The organism is Nocardia sp. CA-135398 (assembly GCF_050955845.1).
GTDB lineage: Bacteria > Actinomycetota > Actinomycetes > Mycobacteriales > Mycobacteriaceae > Nocardia.
The window spans coordinates 4514370-4536978 of the sequence record NZ_CP192084.1 but is presented as its reverse complement, the minus strand read 5'-3'; the positions used below and the strand labels follow the sequence as shown (position 1 = coordinate 4536978).

22 protein-coding genes and 2 pseudogenes are annotated in these 22609 nt (G+C 66.5%); 19 read left to right on the top strand and 5 right to left on the bottom strand.

Annotation, left to right across the window (positions count from 1 at the left end; all coding sequences use genetic code 11):
- Positions 1-7: 7 nt before the first annotated feature.
- The 9 genes from ACQP1T_RS19955 (at position 8) to ACQP1T_RS19915 (ending at position 8393) form a co-directional block, all read left to right on the top strand.
- A complete protein-coding gene (locus tag ACQP1T_RS19955; RefSeq protein WP_433754564.1) occupies positions 8-1000 on the top strand; it encodes a hypothetical protein in 993 nt (330 codons plus the stop codon).
- Positions 967-1365: an HAD family hydrolase gene (locus tag ACQP1T_RS19950; RefSeq protein ID WP_433754563.1), complete on the top strand. Its 399-nt coding sequence runs from the start codon at positions 967-969 to the stop codon at positions 1363-1365. Before ACQP1T_RS19955 ends, ACQP1T_RS19950 begins: the two co-directional genes overlap by 34 nt.
- A gap of 351 nt (positions 1366-1716) precedes the next feature.
- Entirely contained in the window at positions 1717-2187 is a 471-nt protein-coding gene (locus ACQP1T_RS19945; protein WP_433754562.1) for an N-acetyltransferase family protein, read from the top strand.
- 139 nt (positions 2188-2326) lie between these two features.
- Positions 2327-2599 carry an SHOCT domain-containing protein gene (locus ACQP1T_RS19940; protein WP_433754561.1) on the top strand — a complete coding sequence of 91 codons (273 nt, stop codon included), beginning with the start codon at positions 2327-2329 and terminating at the stop codon, positions 2597-2599.
- 32 nt (positions 2600-2631) lie between these two features.
- Entirely contained in the window at positions 2632-3603 is a 972-nt protein-coding gene (locus tag ACQP1T_RS19935) for an Acg family FMN-binding oxidoreductase (protein ID WP_433754560.1), read from the top strand.
- An 844-nt stretch (positions 3604-4447) separates the two neighbouring features.
- Positions 4448-4747: a DUF1918 domain-containing protein gene (locus tag ACQP1T_RS19930; RefSeq protein ID WP_433754559.1), complete on the top strand. Its 300-nt coding sequence runs from the start codon at positions 4448-4450 to the stop codon at positions 4745-4747.
- 17 nt (positions 4748-4764) lie between these two features.
- A complete protein-coding gene (locus tag ACQP1T_RS19925; protein WP_433754558.1) occupies positions 4765-5364 on the top strand; it encodes an Rv1733c family protein in 600 nt (199 codons plus the stop codon).
- 152 nt (positions 5365-5516) lie between these two features.
- Positions 5517-5666, top strand: a complete 150-nt coding sequence (locus ACQP1T_RS19920; RefSeq protein ID WP_433754557.1) for a hypothetical protein — start codon at positions 5517-5519, stop codon at positions 5664-5666.
- 27 nt (positions 5667-5693) lie between these two features.
- Positions 5694-8393: a cation-translocating P-type ATPase gene (locus ACQP1T_RS19915; RefSeq protein WP_433754556.1), complete on the top strand. Its 2700-nt coding sequence runs from the start codon at positions 5694-5696 to the stop codon at positions 8391-8393.
- 401 nt (positions 8394-8794) lie between these two features.
- Here the strand turns inward: ACQP1T_RS19915 and ACQP1T_RS19910 are convergent, their stop codons facing one another.
- On the bottom strand, positions 8795-9274 hold the full coding sequence (locus ACQP1T_RS19910; RefSeq protein ID WP_433754555.1) for a pyridoxamine 5'-phosphate oxidase family protein: 480 nt from the start codon (positions 9272-9274) through the stop codon (positions 8795-8797).
- Between the two features lie 225 nt (positions 9275-9499).
- On the opposite strand from ACQP1T_RS19910, the gene ACQP1T_RS19905 reads away from it, so the two are divergent.
- From ACQP1T_RS19905 to ACQP1T_RS19875, 7 genes are all read left to right on the top strand, one after another.
- Positions 9500-9952 carry a CBS domain-containing protein gene (locus ACQP1T_RS19905; RefSeq protein ID WP_433754554.1) on the top strand — a complete coding sequence of 151 codons (453 nt, stop codon included), beginning with the start codon at positions 9500-9502 and terminating at the stop codon, positions 9950-9952.
- A gap of 10 nt (positions 9953-9962) precedes the next feature.
- Positions 9963-10118, top strand: a complete 156-nt coding sequence (locus tag ACQP1T_RS19900) for a hypothetical protein (RefSeq protein WP_433754553.1) — start codon at positions 9963-9965, stop codon at positions 10116-10118.
- A gap of 103 nt (positions 10119-10221) precedes the next feature.
- Positions 10222-11226 carry an Acg family FMN-binding oxidoreductase gene (locus ACQP1T_RS19895; RefSeq protein WP_433754552.1) on the top strand — a complete coding sequence of 335 codons (1005 nt, stop codon included), beginning with the start codon at positions 10222-10224 and terminating at the stop codon, positions 11224-11226.
- 200 nt (positions 11227-11426) lie between these two features.
- Positions 11427-12425, top strand: coding sequence for an Acg family FMN-binding oxidoreductase (locus tag ACQP1T_RS19890; protein WP_433754550.1), 999 nt, complete (start codon positions 11427-11429; stop codon positions 12423-12425).
- A 186-nt stretch (positions 12426-12611) separates the two neighbouring features.
- Complete coding sequence (locus ACQP1T_RS19885; RefSeq protein WP_433754549.1) at positions 12612-13277, top strand: DUF2267 domain-containing protein; 666 nt, start codon at positions 12612-12614, stop codon at positions 13275-13277.
- A 1-nt stretch (position 13278) separates the two neighbouring features.
- Entirely contained in the window at positions 13279-14445 is a 1167-nt protein-coding gene (locus ACQP1T_RS19880; RefSeq protein WP_433754548.1) for a site-2 protease family protein, read from the top strand.
- A 45-nt stretch (positions 14446-14490) separates the two neighbouring features.
- On the top strand, positions 14491-16515 hold the full coding sequence (locus ACQP1T_RS19875) for an erythromycin esterase family protein (RefSeq protein WP_433754547.1): 2025 nt from the start codon (positions 14491-14493) through the stop codon (positions 16513-16515).
- Between the two features lie 259 nt (positions 16516-16774).
- Here ACQP1T_RS19875 and ACQP1T_RS19870 read toward each other — a convergent pair whose 3' ends face one another.
- Both ACQP1T_RS19870 and ACQP1T_RS19865 read right to left on the bottom strand, forming a co-directional pair.
- Entirely contained in the window at positions 16775-17653 is an 879-nt protein-coding gene (locus tag ACQP1T_RS19870) for a universal stress protein (protein WP_433754546.1), read from the bottom strand.
- A gap of 54 nt (positions 17654-17707) precedes the next feature.
- Complete coding sequence (locus ACQP1T_RS19865; RefSeq protein WP_433754545.1) at positions 17708-18190, bottom strand: hypothetical protein; 483 nt, start codon at positions 18188-18190, stop codon at positions 17708-17710.
- Between the two features lie 250 nt (positions 18191-18440).
- On the opposite strand from ACQP1T_RS19865, the gene ACQP1T_RS19860 reads away from it, so the two are divergent.
- Positions 18441-19202 (top strand): SDR family NAD(P)-dependent oxidoreductase, encoded by a 762-nt coding sequence (locus ACQP1T_RS19860; protein WP_433754544.1) that lies wholly within the window; start codon positions 18441-18443, stop codon positions 19200-19202.
- A gap of 172 nt (positions 19203-19374) precedes the next feature.
- A pseudogene (locus ACQP1T_RS19855) lies at positions 19375-19498 on the top strand (universal stress protein); the annotation flags it as partial.
- Between the two features lie 247 nt (positions 19499-19745).
- Here the strand turns inward: ACQP1T_RS19855 and ACQP1T_RS19850 are convergent.
- Positions 19746-19924 (bottom strand): annotated as a pseudogene (locus ACQP1T_RS19850) (IS982 family transposase); the annotation flags it as partial.
- A gap of 93 nt (positions 19925-20017) precedes the next feature.
- Positions 20018-20278, bottom strand: coding sequence for a metal-sensitive transcriptional regulator (locus ACQP1T_RS19845; RefSeq protein ID WP_433762264.1), 261 nt, complete (start codon positions 20276-20278; stop codon positions 20018-20020).
- Between the two features lie 292 nt (positions 20279-20570).
- Between ACQP1T_RS19845 and ACQP1T_RS19840 the strand changes: the two genes are divergently transcribed.
- Positions 20571-22601 (top strand): MMPL family transporter, encoded by a 2031-nt coding sequence (locus ACQP1T_RS19840; RefSeq protein ID WP_433754543.1) that lies wholly within the window; start codon positions 20571-20573, stop codon positions 22599-22601.
- Positions 22602-22609: the final 8 nt, after the last annotated feature.

The window sequence follows — 22609 nt, the reverse complement described above, 5'->3', positions numbered from 1 at the left end:
GGCGCCGGTGTTGTTGCGCCAGTTGCGTTCCCCGCTGCTGCTGTTGCTTGCGTTCACCGCGGTCGTGTCCTTCTTCGTCGGTGAGCGCACCAACGCGGTTATCATCGGGCTAATTCTCGCCGCCTCCGTCGGCTTGGGGGTGGGCAACGAATATCGTGCGGAGAAGGCCGCGGAAGGTCTGCACGATCGGATCCGGCATCGTGCAGTCGTCGTGCGTGCGGGGCGGCCGCGATCTGTCGATATCATCGAGTTGGCACCGGGCGATATCGTCGAATTGCGGGCCGGTGAACTGGTTCCGGCCGACCTGCGGCTGATCTCGGTCACCGCACTGCATTGTGATGAATCGGTGCTGACGGGCGAGTCGACGGCCGCAGCGAAATCGACCACTCCGGTAACCGCGAACAGCGCACTGGCCGAATGGGATTCGTGTGCGCTGATGGGCACGGTGGTGAGTTCGGGATCCGGCCGCGGGGTTGTCGTCGCGACCGGCGCAGTCACGGAATTCGGCCGAATCGCCGTGGGACTGGGCGAAACTCATCCGGATACCGAATTCCAGATCGGCCTACGCAAGTTCTCCATGCAGCGGGTGTACACCGCCGCCGTGCTCACGATCGGGATCTTCGCGGTGAACCTGTTCTTGCAGCGACCACTGCTGGACGCGTTGCTGTTCTCACTGGCGATCGCGGTGGGCATCTCACCGCAGTTGCTGCCCGCTGTCGTGTCCACCAGTCTCGCCGCCGGATCCCGGCAGCTTGCCCGGGGCAAGGAGTCGGTGCTGTCACGCTGCACCGGCGTACCGAATACCGTCCACGCTGTCCTCGACACCGAACTCGCCGCCGGGCACCGCATCGTGGCGGTCGCCGACCGTCCGGCGCCAGGGTGGAATTCATTGCGACCGGACGATGAGAATGCGCTCGCCTGCGCGGGTTCCTGGTATTCCTCGATCCACCCAAGACTTCTGCGTGCGTGGCACTGGCCCGGCTGGCCGAACTCGGGGTGACCGTCAAGGTCATCACCGGTGACCACCCGACCGTCGCCGCCCGGGTCTGCGACGAGCTCGGCCTACCGCCGGGAGATGCCAGGACGGGCACCGATATCGACCGCTTCGACGATCACCAACTCGCCGAAAAGATCACGACGACAGCCATTTTCGCGCGCGTCGACCCTGAACAGAAAGCGCGGATCGTGCGCGTGCAGCGCCGCGCGGGACTCGATGTCGCCTTTCTCGGCGACGGCGTCAACGACGCCCTCGCCCTGCACGCCGTCGACGTCGGCATCTCGGGATCGGCGCTGTCCTACCCGCTACACCACTGGCACACAGTCTGGGTTTCCGTCCACTACCGGACAGCTTCTTCTTGGCCTTGACCATCATGGTGGTGGCCTATCTCGGTCTCGCGGAACTGGGTAAGCGCCGGTTCTTCCGCACCCCGCCGCCGGTGAGCGAACAGCGGCCACGCGCGAGCGGGCACCGGATCGAGCGCCGCGCCGCACGCTTCAGCACAACCAACTCTCTTGTCCGACAAGGACATACCGCGCGCAGACACCGACGTCGAGCCGGACGCGCATTCGACCAAAGGCCCGCCGGATAGGTCTTTCGGCACTGTGGTGACCCACCCCACAACAGCGACCCTGGAGACGACGACCGTCGATGCCCCTGCCCGCCGGACTCGACGCACCCGCCGGACCGGTCAGCAATTTCGCCCGAGAGGACCAGCCATGACCGCCACCCTGACAATAACCGTCCGTCGCCTCGCCGCCGAAGACGCCGCGGCAATTCGGGAGCTTTACGCCGAGATGGACCAGCGGGACAGTATCTTTCGCTTCTTCACACCCGCACCGAAGCACCTGGACAAGGTCGCGGACGCGATCGCTCGCGATGATTCCACCCATGGCGCGGTCGGCGCATTCCTCGACGATCGGCTCGTCGGCGTGGCGAACTTCGTGACATTGTCGGGCACCAGGGCGGCGGAGGTCGCGCTGGTGGTCGCCCACGATGTGCAGGAGCACGGCATCGGCACGGCACTGTTGCACCAATTGGCGACACTGGCTCGGGAGCGGCGGATCGAGCGGTTCGTCGCCGATGTCATGCCGAGCAATTCGAAGATGATGCGCCTCATCATCGACGCCGATTTCCCTGTGACCGCGCACCGCGAGGACGGTATCGCCCGGGTCAGCGTGCACCTGTGATCATCGACCGATTGACCATCGTCCCTGCAAGCAGAGCGTTTCTCCCCTGCCCCGTAGCGGGGCCGCAGCACATGCTGGATTCGACAATACGCATCGGGCCGGGCATAGCGTCCGACCCGCTTCGAGGAGATGGCGCACGATGATGTTCTGGTACGACCACGATATGAGCGGGTGGGGATACGCCTGGATGGGCCTCGGGATGGTGGTGTTCTGGGGACTGCTGATCGCGGGTTTCGTACTGCTGGTCCGATCCGCCGTACAGCCCTACGACGGCCGACCATCCCTCCACCATGCCCCGACCGCCGAACAGTTGCTGGCCGAACGATTCGCCCGCGGGGAGATCGACCGCGACGAGTACGTGAGCCGACTGGAAACCCTGCGTGGACACACCAGCCGCAAGGCGAACGGTTGATCCCTCGAATTCGAGGAGGAAAGGAAACGGCAATGGTCCAAGCGCATCCCGATCCCGATACCGTGCGTTCCGCGCTGGCGCTGGCCGTGCGCGCACCGTCGGTGCACAACACCCAGCCCTGGCAATGGCGCGTCGGCGACCGCACGGTGCACCTCTACAGCGATGAGACCCGGCAGTTGCCGCTGGCCGACCCGGATGGGCGAGATCTGCTGCTCAGCTGTGGGGCGGCGCTGCATCATTTCCGAGCAGCAGCACGGTCGTTCGGCTGGCACACGGTGGTGCATCGGTTCCCGAACCCGGCCGAGCCGCAACACCTCGCGTCCATCGGATTCACCGAGGTCACACCCACCGCCGATGTCATCACGGTGGCCAGAGCCATTACCCGGCGACGCACCGATCGGCGGCGCGTCACCTCCTGGGAGGTCCCGCCAACGCATACCCGGCATGTCGCCGAAGCCGGTGCCGCCGAGGGGGCACTGGTGCACGAGATCGTAGGCGGTGCCACCCGGACCAGGCTGGTGCAGGCATTTCAGGAAGCCGCGCGACTGCACCACGACGATGCCGCCTACCAGACCGAATTGGCGCTGTGGAGCGGGCGGCATATCGCGTCGGAGGGCGTGCCTGCTCGCAGTGCTGTCACTGCCGTGGATCCGCTGACCCGCGAATTCCACAGTCCCACCCTGACCGAGGCGGTGATCCACGACCTCGAGGAGCGCGGCGTGCTACTGATGGTGCACACCGCCGCCGACGATCCGCTGTCCCGGTTGCGGGCGGGCGAGGCCACCAGCGCGGTGCTCTTGGCCGCCACCACCTTCGGCTTGGCCACCTGCCCGCTGACCGAACCGCTGGAGCTGCCGGGCACACGCAACCTGGTGCGCGCGGATGTGCTGTCCGATAGCGGTTTCCCACAGCTGATCGTTCGGATCGGCTGGGCCGCGACGAGTGCCGCGCAGGTGCCACTCACGCCGCGGCGCCCGCTGGATGAGGTAGTGCGCCCGCTGTAGCCGGGCTTTTCGACCAGCTGCTGCGACACCACGCTGGATAGCCTGTCTTCCAGGCGAATTCGCCATCTGGGCTGATCCTGCCGCCGAGCGATATCAGAGTAGCTCGCGCGTGTGCGTAGTAACGGTGATCGGCAGTATCCGACCCGCTCGCCGAAAGCTTCGGGTCGGATACTGCCGATCGCTTGTTTGCTTATTGATTGCCATCGGCCGAGCAGCGTCGGAGGCGGGAAGCACACTACGGCGTGTGGCGGCGTATCCCGCGGGACCAAAGGCCCTGGGTTCTCACGAGCAAGCCAGAACTAGCGTGGGCGGAGTCCCGGGACAGACGGCGCAATTCTCAGGGGCCAACGGCTGTGGAGTCGAGGCCATTCGGTCCTGTCGCGCCACCACGCGGCGGCGTGACGATCGGTACATGACAACGGCCAGCGCGACTCGATATCGGGCACCGGGATTCGGCGCGTCCGTGATGTTGTCGGCACTGCATTGCGAGCTGCGATATCAGGCGCGGCGTTCGGGTCGTCATATCGCCTTACCCGTGTCCTATGCCCGAATGGGCGACAACGTCGTCGTCCGAGTCGGTCGCGCCGAGACAAAGACGTGGTGGCGCAACTTCCATACACCCCGGCCACTTTCGATGTGGCTCGATGGCCGGTGGTACCGCGGTATGGGTCATGTGGCACAACCTGATTCGCTGGAACGCGAGGATGCGGCAGCGGTCTATCAGGCGGTATTTCCTCGCGCATCGTCGGCGGCTTGTTGATGGCCGCGACGATGGCCGCGATCACCGGCTACTTCCTCGTCCGCATCCTGCGCACGGCGGCCTGAACTACTCGGAGGTCCCCTTATGCACGCACAACCAGGAGACTGGCTGATCGTCGAGGGTGGCGCCAACCGTGGCCCGACTCGGCGCGGCCTCATCGAGGAGGTGCATTCACCCGATGGTTCGCCGCCTTACCTGGTGCATTGGTCTGATACCGGGCATCGCGCGCTGACCTTCCCCGGCCCGGATTCCTATGTGCTGAGCAGTGTGCAGCTGCACGAGCGTGAGCAGCGCGCTGCGGCCCGTTTCGCGGCACTGCGAGATGAGTTGTCGGATCCAACCCCGGCAGCGGCAGCGATATCCGAACCGGACGCCACCGCCTAGGGTACGAGGTGACCTGAATGTCGGAATACCCGTCCATACCGATCCGCATGTGGCACCGACGACCGTGGCGCACCAGTTCGCTGATGCGAGTATCGGATCGCGTCGAGGCACTGGTGTGGCTGTTCGCGATCATCGTCATGCTCGTCGCGGTTCCGGTCGCGGGCGCGGCGGGTACCGCGGGTTACACCGCCGCCGCGAACCGGATCCGAGTCGAGAACTCGACGAAAGTCACTGTGCCCGCGACGATCACGACGAAGCCGGAACGGATCGTGACAGTCGACGCCTACGGGTCGACCACCGAACGATTCGACGCCACCGTGCGTTGGGATCAGAGCGGCCGCTCCGGTACGACGACCACCGAGGTACCCGACAAATCCGTGCCGGGCGATGAGGTTCAAGTGTGGCTCGATGCCAACGGCACAGTGACCGCCCCGCCGGTACGCCCTATCAATGCCGCCAACAGTGGCATCGGCATCGGCGCGACGGTACTCGCGGCAATCTGGAGCGGTGCGATTCTTTTGGGCTGCGGCACCGGCCGGTTACTGCGCGCCCACTGCTCTGTGGCGCTGGACCGGGAATGGCGCGGAATGAGCCCGCCGGTCGGACAGGACTCATGACGACGACCGAGACGCACACCCGTCCGTTGCCGATCGATACCTACCGATGACCTTCGCCTTCTGTAGGAAATCGAGCAGGTGACACCGTCGTCGCGCCCCGTCGGTCGCCGCACACCGATGCGGCGACCCACCGAGACCGGAGGACCATGGATATGAGTGCCGGTGCCATCATCGCCTATCTCGCGACCGGAGTCTGGCTGGCGACGCTGTTGTGCCTATTCGCGCTGTTGATCGCGGCGCGGTGGACCCGCCGCCATCCCGATCGTCATCCACGCAAACCACATCCGCGAGACGGGATGTAGGCGAGCACGACTGCGGTGGAGGTGCCCATGACCGAGCGAATCCGAGCCCAACCGAACGAGCGAGCCCAGCTCGCCGCGCGCGATACCGCGGCACGCAGCCTCGGGAGCGCGGCTGAGCTTGTGTCCGGGCAGCGTGGGCTGACCGCCGACGAAGTGGCTCGACGGCTGGCGCACAACGGTCCCAACGCATTGCCGGTGCGGCGTCGGGTCCCAGCCTGGCGTCGCCTCATGGCGGAGCTGGTGCACTTTTTCGCGCTGCTGTTCTGGATCGCCGGAGCGCTGGCATTCGTAGCGGGTATGCCGCAACTGGGAATCGCGGTGTTCGTAGTCGTCCTGCTGAACGGCGCGTTCGCGTTCGCGCAGGAGCAGCGGGCCGAGCACGCCGCCGAACGGTTGCGTGAGCTGCTCCCGCGGCAGGTCACCGTTCTGCGCGACGCGACCGTATCGGAAGTACCGGCCGAACAGCTCGTGTCCGATGACGTCGTGCTGCTGGCCGAGGGCGATCGTGTGTCGGCGGATCTGCGCCTGGACCGGGTGCACGCGGTCGCGGTCGACACCTCCGCACTCACCGGTGAAAGCGTGCCCGACCACCCAGCGGTGGGCGGCGCGGTATACGCCGGATGCTTCATCGTCGAGGGCGAGGCCCAGGCGACCGTGATAGCGACTGGGCAGCAGACCCGGCTGGCCTCGATCGCGAAACTCACCCAGGCACAGCGCCCGGCGGCCACTCCGCTGCGGCGCGAACTGGATCGGATCTCCCGAATCATCGCCGCCGTCGCAGTCGTGGTCGGTGTCGCGTTCTTCGCGGTGGCGCTGTTGCTCGGCACCCCGCCGTCCGACGGTTTCCTGTTCGCGGTCGGTGTCACCGTGGCGGTGGTGCCCTGCGGACTGCTGCCGACCGTCACGCTGTCGCTGGCCATCGGCGCACAGCGGATGGCCCAGCGACGCGCGCTGGTCCGGCACCTCGAGGCCGTGGAAACACTGGGATCGACAACATTCATCTGCACCGATAAAACCGGAACCCTCACCAAGAACGAGATGTCGGTAGTCGAGGTGTGGCTGCCCGGCGGCACAGTGACGGTCAGCGGTGACGGGTACGAGCCGACGGGCGAGGTGCAATACCCGCCCGGCTGTTCGGATGCCGCGCGGGAACTGGCGTGGGCGGCGCGGCGTTGCTCCACGGGCCGCGCGGTCCACCGCGACGACGAGTGGGTCGCACAGGGCGACCCGATGGAGGCGGCGTTGGATACCTTCGCGCATCGGCTGGCGGTTCCGGACGATACCGACACACTCCCCGAAAGCACCCGATTCCCGTTCGACGCGCGGCGACGGCGCATGTCGGTGGTCGTCGCGGATCGAGTGCTCGTGAAAGGCGCACCGGACGCGATTTTTGCGCGCTGCACCGGGCCACTGGAGGCGACAGCGGCGCTGCACCGATTGGCCGGGCGCGGACTTCGGGTCATCGCGGTTGCGCGGCGGATCGTCACCGACCCGCCCACCTCCGCCGCCGAGGCCGAGCGTGACCTGACGCTGTTGGGCCTTGTCGCACTGGAGGATCCACCCCGCCATGGCGCGGCGGACGCGCTGGCCGCATGCCGTCGCGCGGGGATCCAGGTCGCCATGATCACCGGGGATCATCCGGAGACCGCCAGAGCCATCGCCCGCGAGGTCGGTTTGGGCGATTCGGACACACCGGTCCTGACTGGACACGAATTGCCCAGCGGGGAAAAGGAATTGGGCGAGCTGCTGGATCAGGACGCGGTCGTCGTGGCCCGCGTGACCCCGGAGGACAAACTCCGCATCGCGCAGGCCTTACAGGCCCGCGGCCACGTCGTAGCGATGACCGGCGACGGAGTCAATGACGCACCCGCCCTGCGGGAGGCCGCGATCGGGGTGGCCATGGGCAAGTCGGGCACCGACGTGGCCCGCGAGGCGGCCGATCTAGTGCTGCTCGACGACGATTTCGGCACCATTGTCGCCGCGGTCGAACAGGGACGGGCGACCTTCGCCAATATCCGCCGCTTCCTGACCTATCACCTCACCGACAATGTCGCCGAGCTTGCGCCATTCGTCGTTTGGGCGCTCTCCGGCGGCGTGTTTCCACTCGCCATCGGCGTCCTGCAGGTGCTGGCCCTCGATATCGGAACCGATGTCCTGCCCGCACTCGCCCTCGGCGCGGAACCACCGGCACCGCACGTACTCGACCGACCGCCGATCCGCGGTCACCTGCTCGACCGCAAGCTGTTCGCCAGATCCTTCGGGGTCCTCGGCCCGGTCGAGGCGACGACGAGCCTCACGGTATTCGTGCTGTCGTTCCTCGCGATGAGCTGGCGGCCCGGCGAGGCATTCCCCACCGGACCCGCCCTGGCGACCGCTTCCGGCGCGACATTCACCGCGATCGTATTCGGCCAGGCGGCAAACGCTTTCGCCTGCCGCAGCACGATCCGGCCGTTCTGGCGGATGCCCCTGCGCACCAACCGGTTGCTGCTGGGAGCCGTCCTTGCGGAATTCGGCATGCTCGCCGCCTTCCTCTACCTACCGCCGATCGCCCACCTGCTCGGCCAAGCTGGTCCGACCGGTATCGGCGCGCTCGCTGCTCTAATCGCGATCCCTACCCTCTTGTCGGCCGACACGGTCTACAAACACTTTTCGCGCGGACGCGACCTCGGGATCGAAAGCGACGCCGGTTCCGGTCGTTCAACACTGACTACGGCATTCCGGGCGTAGTGCCGGAAGACCCTCGCGGGCGAGGTCTGCACAGCATGGGCGAAGGGGTCAGCGGACTCGGACATTGTCACCACCGATTCAGCTCCGGCGCGATGTCGTGCGCGACCTGTCATGCCATGGCGACGAGATGCGCACCGCGGTCCCGAAATTCGTCCATCACCGACGGCAACGCGACCCCGTGGCCGTGCAGCGCCCATGAGGCCGCGCGCAGTCACACAGCGGCGGTCGGCCGCCGAAACATCAACGGCGCGGCCACCCGCTCGGCGGCGCGGCGTCGCAGGTCGCCGACCTCCTGGTCGGAGGCCTGATCAAATCGCTACCTCCGCGCACACCAGAATCACCACCCGAATCGCCCCGACGAAAGGTCCTGATGTCGGGCCGATGCTCGCTCACCGACTGCTCTACCCGGCCTTGTCGACGAGCCGGATGCCGGAAACGATCGAGGCCTCGATCTCGATGACGGTATCCATCATGCGGTCTGCCCAGGGATGCAGCAGCTGCTCGTAGCGGGCGATGCGCTCGGGATCGGTGACCGGGCGGGCCAGTCCGGTCACCACGACCGACCAGCCGGTGCGCTGGTGTGGGTCGATCTCGTCGGCCTGGTAGGCGACCACCACATCGGAATTGGCGCGCACGCTCGAGGTGAGCATGGATGTAAGGCGGGTGCGCACGACGATGCGGCCGTCTGCCTCGACCAGATGGTTGACCAGATGAATCGCCGGTAATGCGTTGCGGCTGAGTACCACTCGACCGATCGGGACGCTCGCGAGCAGGTCCAATGCCGTCGCACGATCGAGTTCGACGACCGCGTGCGCGGGGTGGCTGGTCGCAGCGAACTCGCTCGAGCGCTCTTCGGCAGGCCATAGCTCGGACGTACTCACCAGACAACCCCTTCTCCTCGGCAGACAACCTGAGCAATCTCACCGTGCCGCAACGGCGCTGAACAGGGTCAAAGGTCCCATGAATCAAGGACTCAGGCTTCATCACAGCCACGCTGCGGAAGCCGCCGCTCGATCGCCCCCGCCATGGATGACTTTCGGCCCTCGCCAATCCACTTGGACATGTCGATGATGAGCGCCAATGGTCTATTGAGAAAGGAGCCGGTTATGACCACCGCACAGGCCATCATGCAGCCCGACGTCGTCAGCATCACAGTTCGCGACACCATGGAAACCGCGGCGCGGCGGATGCGTCAGCTCGATATCGGCGCATTGCCGATCTGCGACGGCGAGGGGCATCCGGTCGGGATCGTCACCGATCGCGACATCGTCGTCAAATGCATTGCCACTGGGGCGAATCCGCACGCGACCACCGCCGGCGAAATGGCCCAGGGTGAGGACCTGCATACCGTCGAGATCGGCACCGACATCAATGCCGCGCTGGCCCTGATGGAGCGGCATCGGATCCGACGACTCCCGGTGACCGAGGCGGGCAAGCTGGTCGGCATCATCACCGAGGCCGACCTGTCCCGTCACCTACCCGACGCTACTGTCGGTGAATTCGTGGAAGCCATATGCGTACAACATCTTCCAGCATCAACCGACAAAGGTGCGCAATAACACGAGCCCGGTGCCCAGGCGCCCGGAACGCTTGACCGAGAACCTCATCCATTCGCCGCGCTCGTCGGATGCCGCCCGCGCAACCCTCGACCGCATCCGGCGACTCGTGCACACTTGCGATCCGGAGCTGGCCGTCACGCCCGCATCGTTGTGGTCGGTGCACTGAACGCCTTCGGCCGCATCGCCCGAACTGGCGGGTGACCATGGACCTTCGAGAACAGGCGCAAGGCCCATATCGACAGGCACCGTAGGCATCGACACTCGAGGGTATGACCGAAACCAGCCCATCCTCCGTACGTTCCGTGCCGGACCATCCAACGGTGCTGGCGGCCATGCGCATGGCCAGTCGAGCGCCGTCACTGCACAACTCCCAGCCGTGGCGTTGGGTGTTCGACGGCCTCAGACTGCACCTGTACCGTGACGACGACCGGCTGCTGGCCTCGGCGGACCCGCTGGGCAGGCAACTGGTGATCAGCTGCGGCGCGATGCTGCACCACGTACGCACCGCATTCGCCGCCCAAGGCTGGCACACCGATACCACCCGCCTGCCCGACACCACCCGCTCCGAGTATCTGGCGGTGATCGAATTCCGGCGGTGGCCCGAACCACCGACCGGCGTGCTGGCCCGCGCCCGCGCGATCGATCAGCGGCGCACCGACCGACTGCCCCTGTCGGCGCCTACCGGCTTACCGCAACTCCTGCACACCGCTCGCATGCTGGTCACGCCCCATGACCTCGAACTCGATCTCCTCGACGACACCGCTAACGCGAAACTCGGCGCGGCCTCTGATCAGACCACCGCGATGCGCCGTTACGACATGGAGTACCAGGCCGAATTACATTGGTGGGCCGGACATTCCGGTGACCCGGAAGGCGTCCCGCGCGAATCCTTGGTTTCCGATGCCGAATTCGCCCGCGTCCGCGTCGGCCGTGCCTTTCCTGCCGCACCACATTCGACGCGCCGCGAGCCCCTCCAAGACCACGCCCGCCTGCTGGTCCTGAGCTCACCACGCGAATCCGTCACTACCTGGCTGCACACCGGCGAAGCACTTTCCGCCGTGCTGCTCGAGTGCACCATCACCGGCCTGGCGAGTTGCCCGATGACCCACATCACCGAAATCCCCTCGGCCCGAAAGATCATCGCGAACATGCTCCCCCACCCCGGGATCCCTCAGGTGATCGTCCGGGTCGGCACCGCTCCCGATGACGAACCCGACCCACCACCAACTCCCCGCCGCCCCCTTTCCGACATCCTGACGATGAGGCACGAATAGACCGTCTTCCAGTCGATCAGACACGATCATGTTCGCGGGCCGATGTTCGGTCGCACTGTGCATCGAAACGCGGCATCTCGATATCGTGGAGAAATGCCGCGAACGGTTCGGCGATGCCTTGATGACATGGGGACCATCGGCCCTCGAACGGGTGCGCAGTGGCCGTAGTGGTAGACGGGTCAGCGGCAAAGACTCGAGGCATGAACGCAAGCGATCGTACCGGTACTCCCGAGCTGCGGACTGTACGAATGGCGCTGATGCTCGCCTGCCGTGCCCCATCGGTGCATAACACTCAGCCGTGGCGCTGGGTGTTCGATGGCGAACGATTACAGCTGTTCAGCGATAACGACCGACTGTTGCGGTCAGCCGATCCGCTCGGCAGGCAATTGGTGATCAGCTGCGGCGCCGTGCTCGACCATGCCCGCCTGGCCTTTCTGTCGATGGGCTGGTTCGCTCATACAATCCGAACCCCTGATCCGAATATGCCGCACCATTTGGCCACGCTCGAATTCCGGCTGTGGCCGGGCTCATTGAATACGACCGCCGCCCGGATCCGCGCCATCCGCCAACGCCGCACCGACCGGTTACCGATGCTGACACCGCCCGGCTGGGTCGAGACATTAGACGCCATTCGCGAACTGGCGAGACCACATCATGTGGCCGTCGACGAGATCGCCGACAGCGATCGGCCTCGGGTCGCCGCTGCCACTGAGCATGCCACCGCACTGCGCCGCTACGATATGCCGTATCAAACCGAATTACATTGGTGGAGTGGACATTCAGATGTCAAGGAAGGTGTCCCCGCGGCGGCGCTGGCATCGGATGCCGAGGCGGCGAGGGTAGATGTCGGCCGCGGTTTTCCACCAGCACCGTATTCGCTGCGCCGCGGCCAGCTCGAGGATCAGTCCCGGCTGATCGTGCTCAGTACCCTCGGTGAGACGCCCGCACAATGGCTGTGTACCGGCGAGGCACTGTCGGAGGTGCTGCTCGAATGTACGGCCCGTGGCCTGGCCACCTGCTCGCTCACCCATATCACCGAACTTGTCACCAGCCGTTCGGTAATCGCCGATCTGATTCCCGATCCGGATGTGCCCCAAGTCGTGATCCGCATCGGCATCGCGCCCGAGGACAGCGAACCGGCTCCGACACCACGGCGACCACTCGACGAGGTACTCGAGGTGCGCTCGCCTCGTCCCTGAGTCAGATCGCGGACTGGCCGTCGGCACCGAAAGAACGATGCTGAGTTGCTCTGTCACTCGAGGTCATCGCCGATCCGACAGCGGGACCATCGGCTTGTCCGAGGGCATCCTTCGGCCCTAGGTCGGTGGCCGCCCGCGGCGCAGGCTTGGGACTCATAACACCGCTACGCTTCCAGGAGGCCAACGATGCCCCACCACGATGATCCCCTCGCGCCCGCCGTGCAGACCGCACACGACTGGCTGCGCGTCGTCGCCGACAATCTCGATACCGACGACCCGGCCTTCGCTTACCGAGCGCTCCGCGCTTGGCTGCACACCGTGCGCGACCGCATCAATGTCAGCAGCTCGGCACATCTGAGCGCGCAACTGCCCGAGATCCTGCGCGGGGCCTATTACGAAGGCTGGGTGCCCGGCCATGTTCCGGTCCGGCACGGCATCGCCGAATTCACCAGGCAGTTCGCTCGCGAGGCCGGTATCGACGAGGACGAAGTCGGTCCGATCGCGGGCGCGGTTACGGCCGCGCTCGAGGAATTGTTTTCTCCTGGGCAGTTGAACCGGATCTTCGCCGTCCTGCCGATGCATCTGTACGGCGTGTTGTGCGGTGCGCGGCCCGCGGTCGACGAGTCGTTGATCGAGTGGGAACCGGGTGCCATGGCGCCTGCGCTCGATCCCACCGCCCAGCTCGAAAATCGCATCCAAGCGCTCGGGGACGCCGTCGCAATGCTGGCACGCGGACTGGAGCGACTGCCCTCCGACAGACCCGATAGCGACCGGTCGACCCGAGCGGCCCAGCAGGCACACCGCATCCTGCTCGCCGAAGGTCTCGCCAGCGCCGAGGCACGGGAGCGCTGAGATGGTGCGTGCGACGATCCCGCTGGGGCGAGTCGCGGGTATTCGCATCGGCGCGCACTGGTCGGCGCTGGTCACCCTCGGCCTGTTCACCTATCTGCTCGGCCGCTCGCTCACCGATGCGCACGGGAACTCGGTGGCGGTCTGGCTGGTCGCCGCGGCGGGCGCGGTCGGACTTTTCGCTTCCCTGCTGAGCCATGAGCTGGCTCATTCGATCATCGCCCGCCGCAGCGGCATTCGCGTCGAAGTGGTCGTGTTATGGCTACTCGGCGGCGTATCCGAACTCGGCGACGAACCGAAGGACCCGCGCTCGGATCTGCGCATCGCAGTGGCCGGACCGCTCGCCAGCTTCACGCTCGGCGTCGCGTTGTTCGGCATGACCGGTGTGGTCGCGGCGACGGTCAGCGGGCCGGTACCGGAGATGTTCGGCTGGTTGGCCGCGATGAATCTCGTGCTGGCCATTTTCAATCTGATCCCGGGCGCACCGCTGGACGGTGGCCGCGCACTGCGTGCACTGATCTGGCAGCGCACCGGGGATCGATTGCGCGCCAGCACCATTGCCGCGCGTAGCGGCCGAATCGTCGGACTGGCTCTGCTGATCCTCGGTGGCGTCGAACTGCTGCTGGTCGGCGCGGGCGGTGGGCTGTGGCTGATGCTGCTCGGCTGGTTCCTGTACTCGTCGGCCAGTGCCGAATTGACCGCCGCCGGGTTGCGACACCGACTGGGCGACACCCGAATTCGCGATGTCATGACCGAACATCCACTATCGGTTCCCGCGACCTGGTCGGTCGCCGATCTGCTGCGCTCGCAGATCGTGCACACCGATCACCGCGTGTTCCCCGTGATCGACACGGTGGGGCGGCCGATCGGTGAGCTCGGCTGGTCCGATCTCACCGAACTATCCGTGGCGGCCCGCGAGACCACCGCGGTGGGCGAGGTTGCCCGTCCGCTGCCGCCGACGGCCCGAGTATCCGGCGACGAACTGCTCTCCACGGTGGCATCCCAGGTGGTGCTGCGCCGCGACTTCGACGTCATCACGGCGATCGATCCGCACGGCCGACTTATCGGCGTGGTCACCGCGACAGATCTCACCCTGGCCGTCCAGCGCAGCGCGCTGGGGCTGCCCGCCCGCCGACCCGAACGGTATCGGCCACCGGACAGCGAACTCTGAGAAGACAATTCGGCCCACGGGGGGCCAGTTGATGGGAGGCTTGCGATGAGCCGCACACGAGTACAGCGGGAACCACCGCGACCGATCTTCCGGGACCGGCACGAGGCGGGGCGAGTGCTGGCAAGTCTGCTCGAACACCATCGCGGCGATCCGGATGTCCTGGTGCTCGGACTGGCGCGCGGTGGTGTTCCGGTCGCATGGGAGGTCGGCTCGGCGCTCGGCGCGCCGATGGACGCCTTGATTGTGCGTAGGCTCGGCGCACCGAGTCATCCGGAGTTCGCGATCGGCGCGCTGGCGATCGGTGGCCGCGTCGTCCTCAACGACGATATGGTGCGCGCCCTGCGGCTCACCGCCGATCAAGTGCGCAGCATCGCGCGCGACGAAGCCCAAGAGATGGTTAGGCGGGAGTCGGCCTATCGCGCTGACCGCGGTCCGATCGAGGTGGCAGGGCGGACGGTGATCCTGGTAGACGACGGATTGGCCACCGGCGCGAGTATGTTCGCGGCCATCGAGGCGATCCGCGAAGGTGAGCCGAAGCAGATCGTGGTCGCGGTCCCCGTCGCGCCGGAGTCGACCTGCCGGGAACTGGGCGCATCGGTCGAGGAGATGGTTTGCGCGACCATGCCGACTCCGTTTCGGGCGGTCGGCGAGTGGTTCTGGGACTTCACACAGGTCACCGACGAGCAGGTTCGCACCCTGCTGAGCATGTCGACCACCGGCACGGCTGTGCCGCGGATCGACGCTGCGGCGACCATCCGAGCCGCCACTGTCGACGCGCCCGGCGGCGTCGCGCCCACGCACGTACTCGATGAACTGATCGGCGACGCCAGATTCGTGCTGATCGGTGAAAGTTCGCACGGCACAAGGGAGTTCTACCGGGCCAGGGCGGAGATGACGCGATGGCTGATCGAGGAAAGAGGCTTCACCGCCGTCGCGACCGAGGCGGACTGGCCCGACGCCTACCGGGTGAACCGGTACGTGCACGGGCGCGGCACCGACACCACCGCCGAACAGGCGCTGCGCGGATTCGAGCGCTTCCCGGCCTGGATGTGGCGCAATACCGAGGTCCGTGAATTCATCATCTGGCTGCGCGCATACAACGCCCAGCAGCACGACGGGCAGCTGCAGACCGGCTTCTACGGTCTCGACCTCTACAGCCTGCATCGCTCGATGCAGCATGTGGTGCGCTACCTCGAGCGCGTCGACCCGAAGGCGGCACAGCGCGCCAGGATTCGCTATGGCTGCTTCGACCACATCGTCGGCGACGATGCTCAGGCGTATGGTTTCGCCGCTGCCTTCGGCGCGGGCAGATCCTGTGAGGCCCAAGCGATCCGGCAGCTGCTGGAGCTGCAGCGCGTCGCGATCGCAGACGGTGAGCTGGAACCCTTTGCAGCCGACGACCTGTTCGACGCACTGCGCAATGCCTGGTCGGTGCGCGATGCGGAAGCCTACTACCGTGCCATGTTCGGCGACCGGGTGTCCTCGTGGAATCTGCGTGACGAGCACATGGCCGACACCCTCGATGCCCTCGCCCACCATCTCGACCGCTCCGGCGCACATGCTCCGACTCGAATCGTGGTATGGGCGCACAACTCTCATATCGGCGACGCACGCGCCACCGAAATGAGCGGGGAAGGCCAGCACAACCTTGGGCAGCTGATGCGCGAACGCCACGGCCGGGACTGCCGTCTCATCGGCTTCAGCACCTGCTCCGGCACGGTCACCGCGGCCGAGGACTGGGGTGGTCCCGCCCGCCGCGAAACCGTTCGCACCGCATTGCCTTCGAGTCTGGAGGTACTGCTGCACGACACCGGCAACCCGGAATTCCTACTCCGCATGGACCTTTCGGGCGAGGCCGGGGAATTGCTGCGCCATCCGCGGTTACAGCGCGCGATCGGCGTGGTCTACCGACCGAACACCGAGCGCCAGAGCCACTATTTCCACACCCGCGCCGCCGATCAGTTCGACGCACTCATTCACCTCGACCACACTACCGCGCTCGAGCCACTGGAGCCGACCAGCGCTTGGATCGCGGGCACCACACCCGAGACCTACCCCTCCGGCCTGTGACCGACCACCGTTGGCGCACACCATGATCGCGCCGGGTCGACGCCGAGCGGCGAACCTGCACGCTGTCGGGTGTGCTCGGCGCCCGCTGGCATTGGCGGCGCTGGTCTTGTAGGCCACGCGATTTCGGCTCACCGCCGCCTTGGTACTGCTCACGGTCCGCCGCCCTGGTAGCCGCGGTCTTCCTCGGCGGATCGGCACTGGGCACGACCACCCCGCCCCCGCCTGGCCTCGGTGTAGGCAGGCCGTCGACGGCCGCAACTCAGCGCTTGCGCACCACGATCATCGGGCACTCCACCGTGTGCAGCAGCGCATTGCTGGTCGACCCGAGCAGCATGCTCGCGAATCCGCCGCGGCCGTGGCTTCCGACCACGAGGAGTTGCGCATTCGCCGATTCCTCGAGCAGAGCCCGAACGGGTCGGTCCAGCTTCAGTATTCGTATCACGGGCACGTCGGGATACCGATCGCGGTAACCGGCCATATTCTCGGCCAGCAGCGTCTGCTCGGACTCACGCGCGGCCTCCCAGCCCGAATGCGGCAGATCGATCCCGCTGGCATCACTCCAGGTATGCAGCGCAGTCAGCCCGACCTTGCGCCGCGACGCCTCCTCGAACGCCAACTCGATCGCCGGCACACTATTCTCCGATCCGTCGACACCGACCAGGACGGGCTTACTCACCGATACCGGATCGAGCGCCGAATTCCCATGAACCACCGCGACCGGGCAGTGCGCGTGATGGGTGAGCGCGGTACTCACCGAGCCGAGCAGTCCGCGCTGAAACGCGCCTACCCCGCGGCTGCCGACAACCAGCATCCTGGCCTGCGCAGAGCGCAGGAGCAAGGTCGGCGTGATCGATGCGAAGATCACCTCGGTCGCCAGATCCAGCTCCTCGCCCGGTGTGGCCTGATGCGCCACCCGGGCCGCTTCGGCGACGATCCGCTCGCCGTCGCGGCGCAACCACTCCACATCCGCTTCGCTCAAGGCCTTGTCGGGGCCGAAGTCCGGCATCGCCACCGAGGTGAGGATGCGCAGCGGACAGCGGTGCAGCACGGCATCGACCGCCGCCCAGGCAACCGCGTGATACGAACTCGCCGAGCCGTCGACAGCCGCGATGATCTGTGGCCCTGTGGATTTGCCCATCGTCGCTTCCTTTCGATATGACCGAACGCCGGTCGATGTCCGGGGTCACCGTGCTCAGGCAACCTCATTACCGGTCCTTTTGATCGGACCGTCGAATTGACGCCACTGCCGATCCCAGCCCGCCCTATGACGATGCTCGAACAGCCACACAGCGCCCCGCACCAGCAGCCACACGACGAACCAGGTGCCGTTCAGCACCACGACGCCGACGCCGATACCGCTCAGCGCGGCGGCACCGGGGCGCCGTGGCGCAGCCGTCGGAATCCGGTCCGGTCCCAGCCACACGGTCACGTGATCGCCTACCGCCGCATGACTCGGCACTCGCACCGTCGCGGCGCCGGGGCGGCCATCGTGTGTCCACGGCACCCGCGCCTCGAACAGATGCGACGGCGTCCGCTCGAGTTCCGCCGTGATCACCGCGCTGACCGCGGAATTCGCCGCGTCCGCGGCACGGATCCGGGCCGCGGCCTCGGTATATGCCGCAACCGTCGCAGCGGTGCCCACGCGTCCCGAATCGAACGCCGAGTACTCCGACATCGCCGGTCACCTTCTTCCCGAGGCGATTGCACTGAACCGAGCATCGCGCATCGGCGTGTGCACGGGCAGAGACGAAGGTCATCGCTGTCCGGAGTCCACCGGCCTCGCCATTTCACCGATGGCCGAAGGTCCCTCGGCAAGCGTCGGTTCGGCACTGGGCGAGGACACTGCGAGGTCGTAGCGTCGAGATCGACAGCCTTTCCACCAGGAGACCGAGACCTTCGGCCACCAACGAACGGAGGTTGACACCATGCCCGAATTTCACAGCCGCAGTGCCGTCGTCACCGGCGGCGCCCGCGGCATCGGCGCGGCAATCGCGCAAACCCTCGTCAAATCCGGCCTCCGCGTCGTCGTAGCCGATCTCCTCGATGCCGAGGGCACTGCGACAGCCGAATCCCTCGGCCCGACAGCGCTATTCCGACATCTCGACGTCACCGACGAATCCGGCTGGCGTCAGGTGCTCGACGATGCCGAAGCGAACTTCGGACCGCTCGCCGTCCTGGTGAACAACGCGGGCATCGTCGACTTCGGCCGCATCGAGTCCGAATCCCCAGCGATGTTCCGCCATGTCGTGGACGTCAACCTGTTCGGTGCCTGGCTCGGCATGCATCTGGCGGCACGGCGATTACGCGCCAACGGCGACGGCGTCATCGTCAATATCTCCTCGACCGCCGGCCTGGTCGGCTACTCGGGGATCGCCGGATACGTGGCGAGCAAATGGGGCCTGCGCGGATTGACCAAGGCCGCCGCTCTCGAACTCGGCGACGCCGGGATCCGGGTCTGCTCGGTACACCCCGGTCCGATACACACCCCGATGACCGCTGGCTTCGACGCGAGTATTGCCTCGGGACAACCACTTCCGCGATTCGGTGAACCGGAAGAGGTCGCGGCGATGGTCGGCTTCATCGTCACTGACGCCACCTTCTCGACCGGATCCGAATTCGTCATCGATGGCGGTGCCACGGCCGGCATGACACTCGTCGCGCCTGCTCAGGCGCACGGATCATGGTAATGATCGCCGCCGCCCAGCCGCGAATCCCAACGACACCACTTCCCTGAGCCGAGTGGCCCGAGCGCGATGCTGCCCGGCTCGAGTGCTCTGTGAGCCAAGGGCTGGATCTTCTGGCATATCCCTTGGTACAAGCGGCCTTTGGGCTCTGCGGTTCGTGATCGCCGAGTCCGAAAACGCCCAGCTCATCGCCGTCGGCAGCCGCGGGCCGCGGTGGCTTCGCCGGCATGACTCTCGGCTCGGTCAGCCAAACCGTCCTGTACGCCACCCACTGCCCACTCATCATCGCCCGCCCTTGATACCCCGCATCCCGCCCTGTTTCCGCCGGCCTCCCGAGGATGGTTCGGCCGCCCGCTGCAACGCGAGCTCGCGAACGTGCGCAGTCACGATGCCAGAACGCACGGGGGCCGACGTCCGAGTATTGCACTGGCGGTGAATTTGGCCGTTCCGCCTGATCCATATCCGTCCTGCGGTCCGGAGGGCCGGTTGTCATCGGATCCGAGGACGAGCGACTGTCGCGGACGAGCCAGGTTCTCAGCCACTGGGCTTGTTGTAGCCGGGTTGTTCGGGCAGGTACGGGAACATCGCGCCGAGCCAGCTGTAGCAGAAGCGCAGCCAATGGTGCTGGGACGGAAAGCCCAGCAGACTTGGGCAACCGCCAGGCAGACCAGCTCGGCATCGGTCAGCCTCTTGGGTCGGCCGGGCCGCGGGTGCGTCTGCACCATGTCGAGATACTCCCGGTCCGACCTCGACAGCTTCCCCGCGTGGCAAGTGTCGCGAGTGGGCTGCTCTGGGCGCGGCCGGAGGTTGCCGGCAGTTCAGGCCAGGGAGAGGAAGACTTTCTCCATCTTCTTGGTGTCGACGCTGTCGGGGCCGCCGGTGGTGAGGCACTGCTGGAGTCCAGTGGCGACAAGTGCGTAGCCGCTGCGGCTGAGAGCCTTGTTGACGGCCGCGAGCTGGGTGATGACGTCCTCGCATTCCGCCCCTTCTTCCAGCATGCGGATGACGCTTGCCAGATGCCCGTGGGCTCGCTTCATGCGGAGGGTCACGGCCTTCACGGACTCGGGTTCCAGCTGCATTGCGGTCTCCTTCACTAGCGCCGATCGGCTGCGCCCGGCGTGCGCACCGATCCAGCCTGCCGTGGTCGGCGGCTTCGTCACTCGCCAGTGTATATCCCCCGGGGGGGATGCTATCGTCGGTGGAAACATCCCCCCGGGGGGATATGAAGGAAGGCGGCGAGACGTGGTACAGACGGTGCAGGAAACCGGCGGTACAACGCCCGTGTCAGCAGGGCGGTTCGGTCCGTTAGGACGGCTCGGAACATGGGTGATCGACCATCGGAGGCTAGTTACAGCGGCATGGGTGCTGCTGGTGATCAGCTTGGGCGCCTTCGCTCCCATGGTGGAGAAGAACCTGTCGGGGGCAGGTTGGCAGGCCGAGGGCTCGCAGTCGGTCGCCGTACGGAAGTTGGCGCAGGACCACTTCGGCGGTAACGCCAGTCACGCGATCCAAGTGGTGGTGCACAGTACCGCCGGTGCGCTCGACAGCGGTGACGGCCCGGCGGTAATCGCCGCGGTCACGCGGGTGGTCCAAAGCGACTCGCGGATCGCACAGGTGATTCCGCCCACGCCCGGCACGAGCCTGTCGCCGGACCATCGCACGGCAGTAGTGCTCGCCGGTGCGGGCGCCGATACCAACGAGATGGTGCGGGCCGCAACCGATCTGAAGGGCCGGTTGCAGGCGTTGTCGACCGACACGGTGCAGGTGAATCCGACCGGATCGTCACTGTTGTGGTCGGACTTCAACGCGGCCAACCTCGACGCGATGATGAAGTCCGAAATGTTCTCGTGGCCGGTCACTTTGGCGATCCTGGTGCTGGCGTTCGGGGCGCTGGTCGCCGCCGGTCTTCCCCTGCTGCTGACCCTCGCCGGACTGATGGCCTCGGCCGGCTCACTCGTGCTGATCAACCACTTCGTGCCGGTATCCATCTGGGCGATGAACTTCGCGATGATGTTCTCACTCGCGCTCGGTATCGACTACGCACTCTTCCTGGTGGTCCGGTTCCGTGCGGCGCTGATGGCCCGGCACGAGTCACCACGCGAAGCCGTCGCGGAAACCATGGACACCGCCGGCAAGGCGGTACTACTGTCCGGCGCCACCGTCCTGGTGTCGCTGTCGGCGGTGATGCTCGTGCCCTCGCCGTCGTTCCGGTCCATGGCTGGCGGCATCATGCTCTCGGTCGTCTTCGTCCTCGCCGCGACCCTGACCCTGCTGCCGGTCGTGCTGTTCAAGCTGGGAAGTCGGATCAACAAGCTATCGCTGCCCTGGGTGCACACCGGTGAGCACCGGTCGCCCGCCTTCGCCCGCTGGGGCGAACGGCTATGGCGCCGACCGGTCGTGTGGGGTCTGGGATCGCTGATCGTGCTGGTGGCGCTGGCCGCGCCGATCGTCGGGTTGAAGACAGCGATGCCGTCGATCAAGGTACTGCCCGAGAACGCGAGCGCCCGGGTCGGGTACTCGCTGGTACAGCAGGCCTTCGGACCCGGCGCGCCGGGCATGCTGCAGGTGGTGACCAACTCACAGGATGCCCAGGCCACGAGCCGAATACTGGCCGCCGACAAGGATATCGGTGCAGTGATGCCGATCATGCCCGCCGCCGACGGCAGCGACTACCGCATGATCGAGGCGGTCCCAACGGTCGACCCGTCCGACCCGGCGCTCACCGCCACCGTGACTCGCCTGCGGGCCGAGCTACCGACATCCGCACAGGTCGGCGGGGCGGCCGTGGAGAACATCGACCTGAAGCACCAACTGGATCGCTCCACCCCGATCGTGATCGGCGTGGTGCTCGTCCTGGGATTCGCGCTGCTGCTGTTCGCATTGCAGGCACCACTGATCGCGCTGCTCGGTACCTTGACCAGCCTGCTCTCCACCGCCGCCGCCTTCGGCGTCGCCCGGCTGGTGTTCCAGGACGGAATCGGATCCGGCATACTCGGCTTCGAGCACCAGGGCTTCCTGGACGCCTGGGCGCCGGTGTTCTTCTTCGCGATGATCTTCGCGATCGCCATGGACTACACCGTCTTCCTGCTCGCCTCGGCCAAGGAGCACTGGGAACGCTCCGGCGATCCCCGCGAGGCCATGGTCGGCGCTGTCGCACACTCCGGGCGGGTCATCTTCGCCGCCGGTGGCGTCATGGTCGCGGTGTTCTTCACCTTCGCCCTCTCTGGCCCGCTGCCCCCCAAGGAAATGGGCGTGATCCTCGGCGTCGCTGTCCTGCTCGACGCCTTCCTCGTCCGGCTGGTCCTGCTGCCGGTGACGCTCCGGCTGGCCGGGCGCACCGCTTGGGCCACGCCCGCCTGGCTGCGCCGAATCCTGCCCACCATCCACTTCTCGCACGGCTGAATCGAAAG

Excerpts from the sequence above, each read along its gene's own strand:
- ACQP1T_RS19935 (WP_433754560.1), top strand. The coding sequence starts at position 2,632 with ATGGTCCAAGCGCATCCCGATCCCGATACCGTGCGTTCCGCGCTGGCG.
- ACQP1T_RS19860 (WP_433754544.1), top strand. The coding sequence starts at position 18,441 with ATGCCCGAATTTCACAGCCGCAGTGCCGTCGTCACCGGCGGCGCCCGC.
- ACQP1T_RS19905 (WP_433754554.1), top strand. The coding sequence starts at position 9,500 with ATGACCACCGCACAGGCCATCATGCAGCCCGACGTCGTCAGCATCACA.
- ACQP1T_RS19890 (WP_433754550.1), top strand. The coding sequence starts at position 11,427 with ATGAACGCAAGCGATCGTACCGGTACTCCCGAGCTGCGGACTGTACGA.
- ACQP1T_RS19915 (WP_433754556.1), top strand. The coding sequence starts at position 5,694 with ATGACCGAGCGAATCCGAGCCCAACCGAACGAGCGAGCCCAGCTCGCC.
- ACQP1T_RS19845 (WP_433762264.1), bottom strand. The coding sequence starts at position 20,278 with ATGCAGCTGGAACCCGAGTCCGTGAAGGCCGTGACCCTCCGCATGAAG.
- ACQP1T_RS19885 (WP_433754549.1), top strand. The coding sequence starts at position 12,612 with ATGCCCCACCACGATGATCCCCTCGCGCCCGCCGTGCAGACCGCACAC.
- ACQP1T_RS19870 (WP_433754546.1), bottom strand. The coding sequence starts at position 17,653 with ATGGGCAAATCCACAGGGCCACAGATCATCGCGGCTGTCGACGGCTCG.
- ACQP1T_RS19880 (WP_433754548.1), top strand. The coding sequence starts at position 13,279 with ATGGTGCGTGCGACGATCCCGCTGGGGCGAGTCGCGGGTATTCGCATC.
- ACQP1T_RS19920 (WP_433754557.1), top strand. The coding sequence starts at position 5,517 with ATGAGTGCCGGTGCCATCATCGCCTATCTCGCGACCGGAGTCTGGCTG.
- ACQP1T_RS19945 (WP_433754562.1), top strand. The coding sequence starts at position 1,717 with ATGACCGCCACCCTGACAATAACCGTCCGTCGCCTCGCCGCCGAAGAC.
- ACQP1T_RS19925 (WP_433754558.1), top strand. The coding sequence starts at position 4,765 with ATGTCGGAATACCCGTCCATACCGATCCGCATGTGGCACCGACGACCG.
- ACQP1T_RS19940 (WP_433754561.1), top strand. The coding sequence starts at position 2,327 with ATGATGTTCTGGTACGACCACGATATGAGCGGGTGGGGATACGCCTGG.
- ACQP1T_RS19895 (WP_433754552.1), top strand. The coding sequence starts at position 10,222 with ATGACCGAAACCAGCCCATCCTCCGTACGTTCCGTGCCGGACCATCCA.
- ACQP1T_RS19930 (WP_433754559.1), top strand. The coding sequence starts at position 4,448 with ATGCACGCACAACCAGGAGACTGGCTGATCGTCGAGGGTGGCGCCAAC.
- ACQP1T_RS19875 (WP_433754547.1), top strand. The coding sequence starts at position 14,491 with ATGAGCCGCACACGAGTACAGCGGGAACCACCGCGACCGATCTTCCGG.
- ACQP1T_RS19865 (WP_433754545.1), bottom strand. The coding sequence starts at position 18,190 with ATGTCGGAGTACTCGGCGTTCGATTCGGGACGCGTGGGCACCGCTGCG.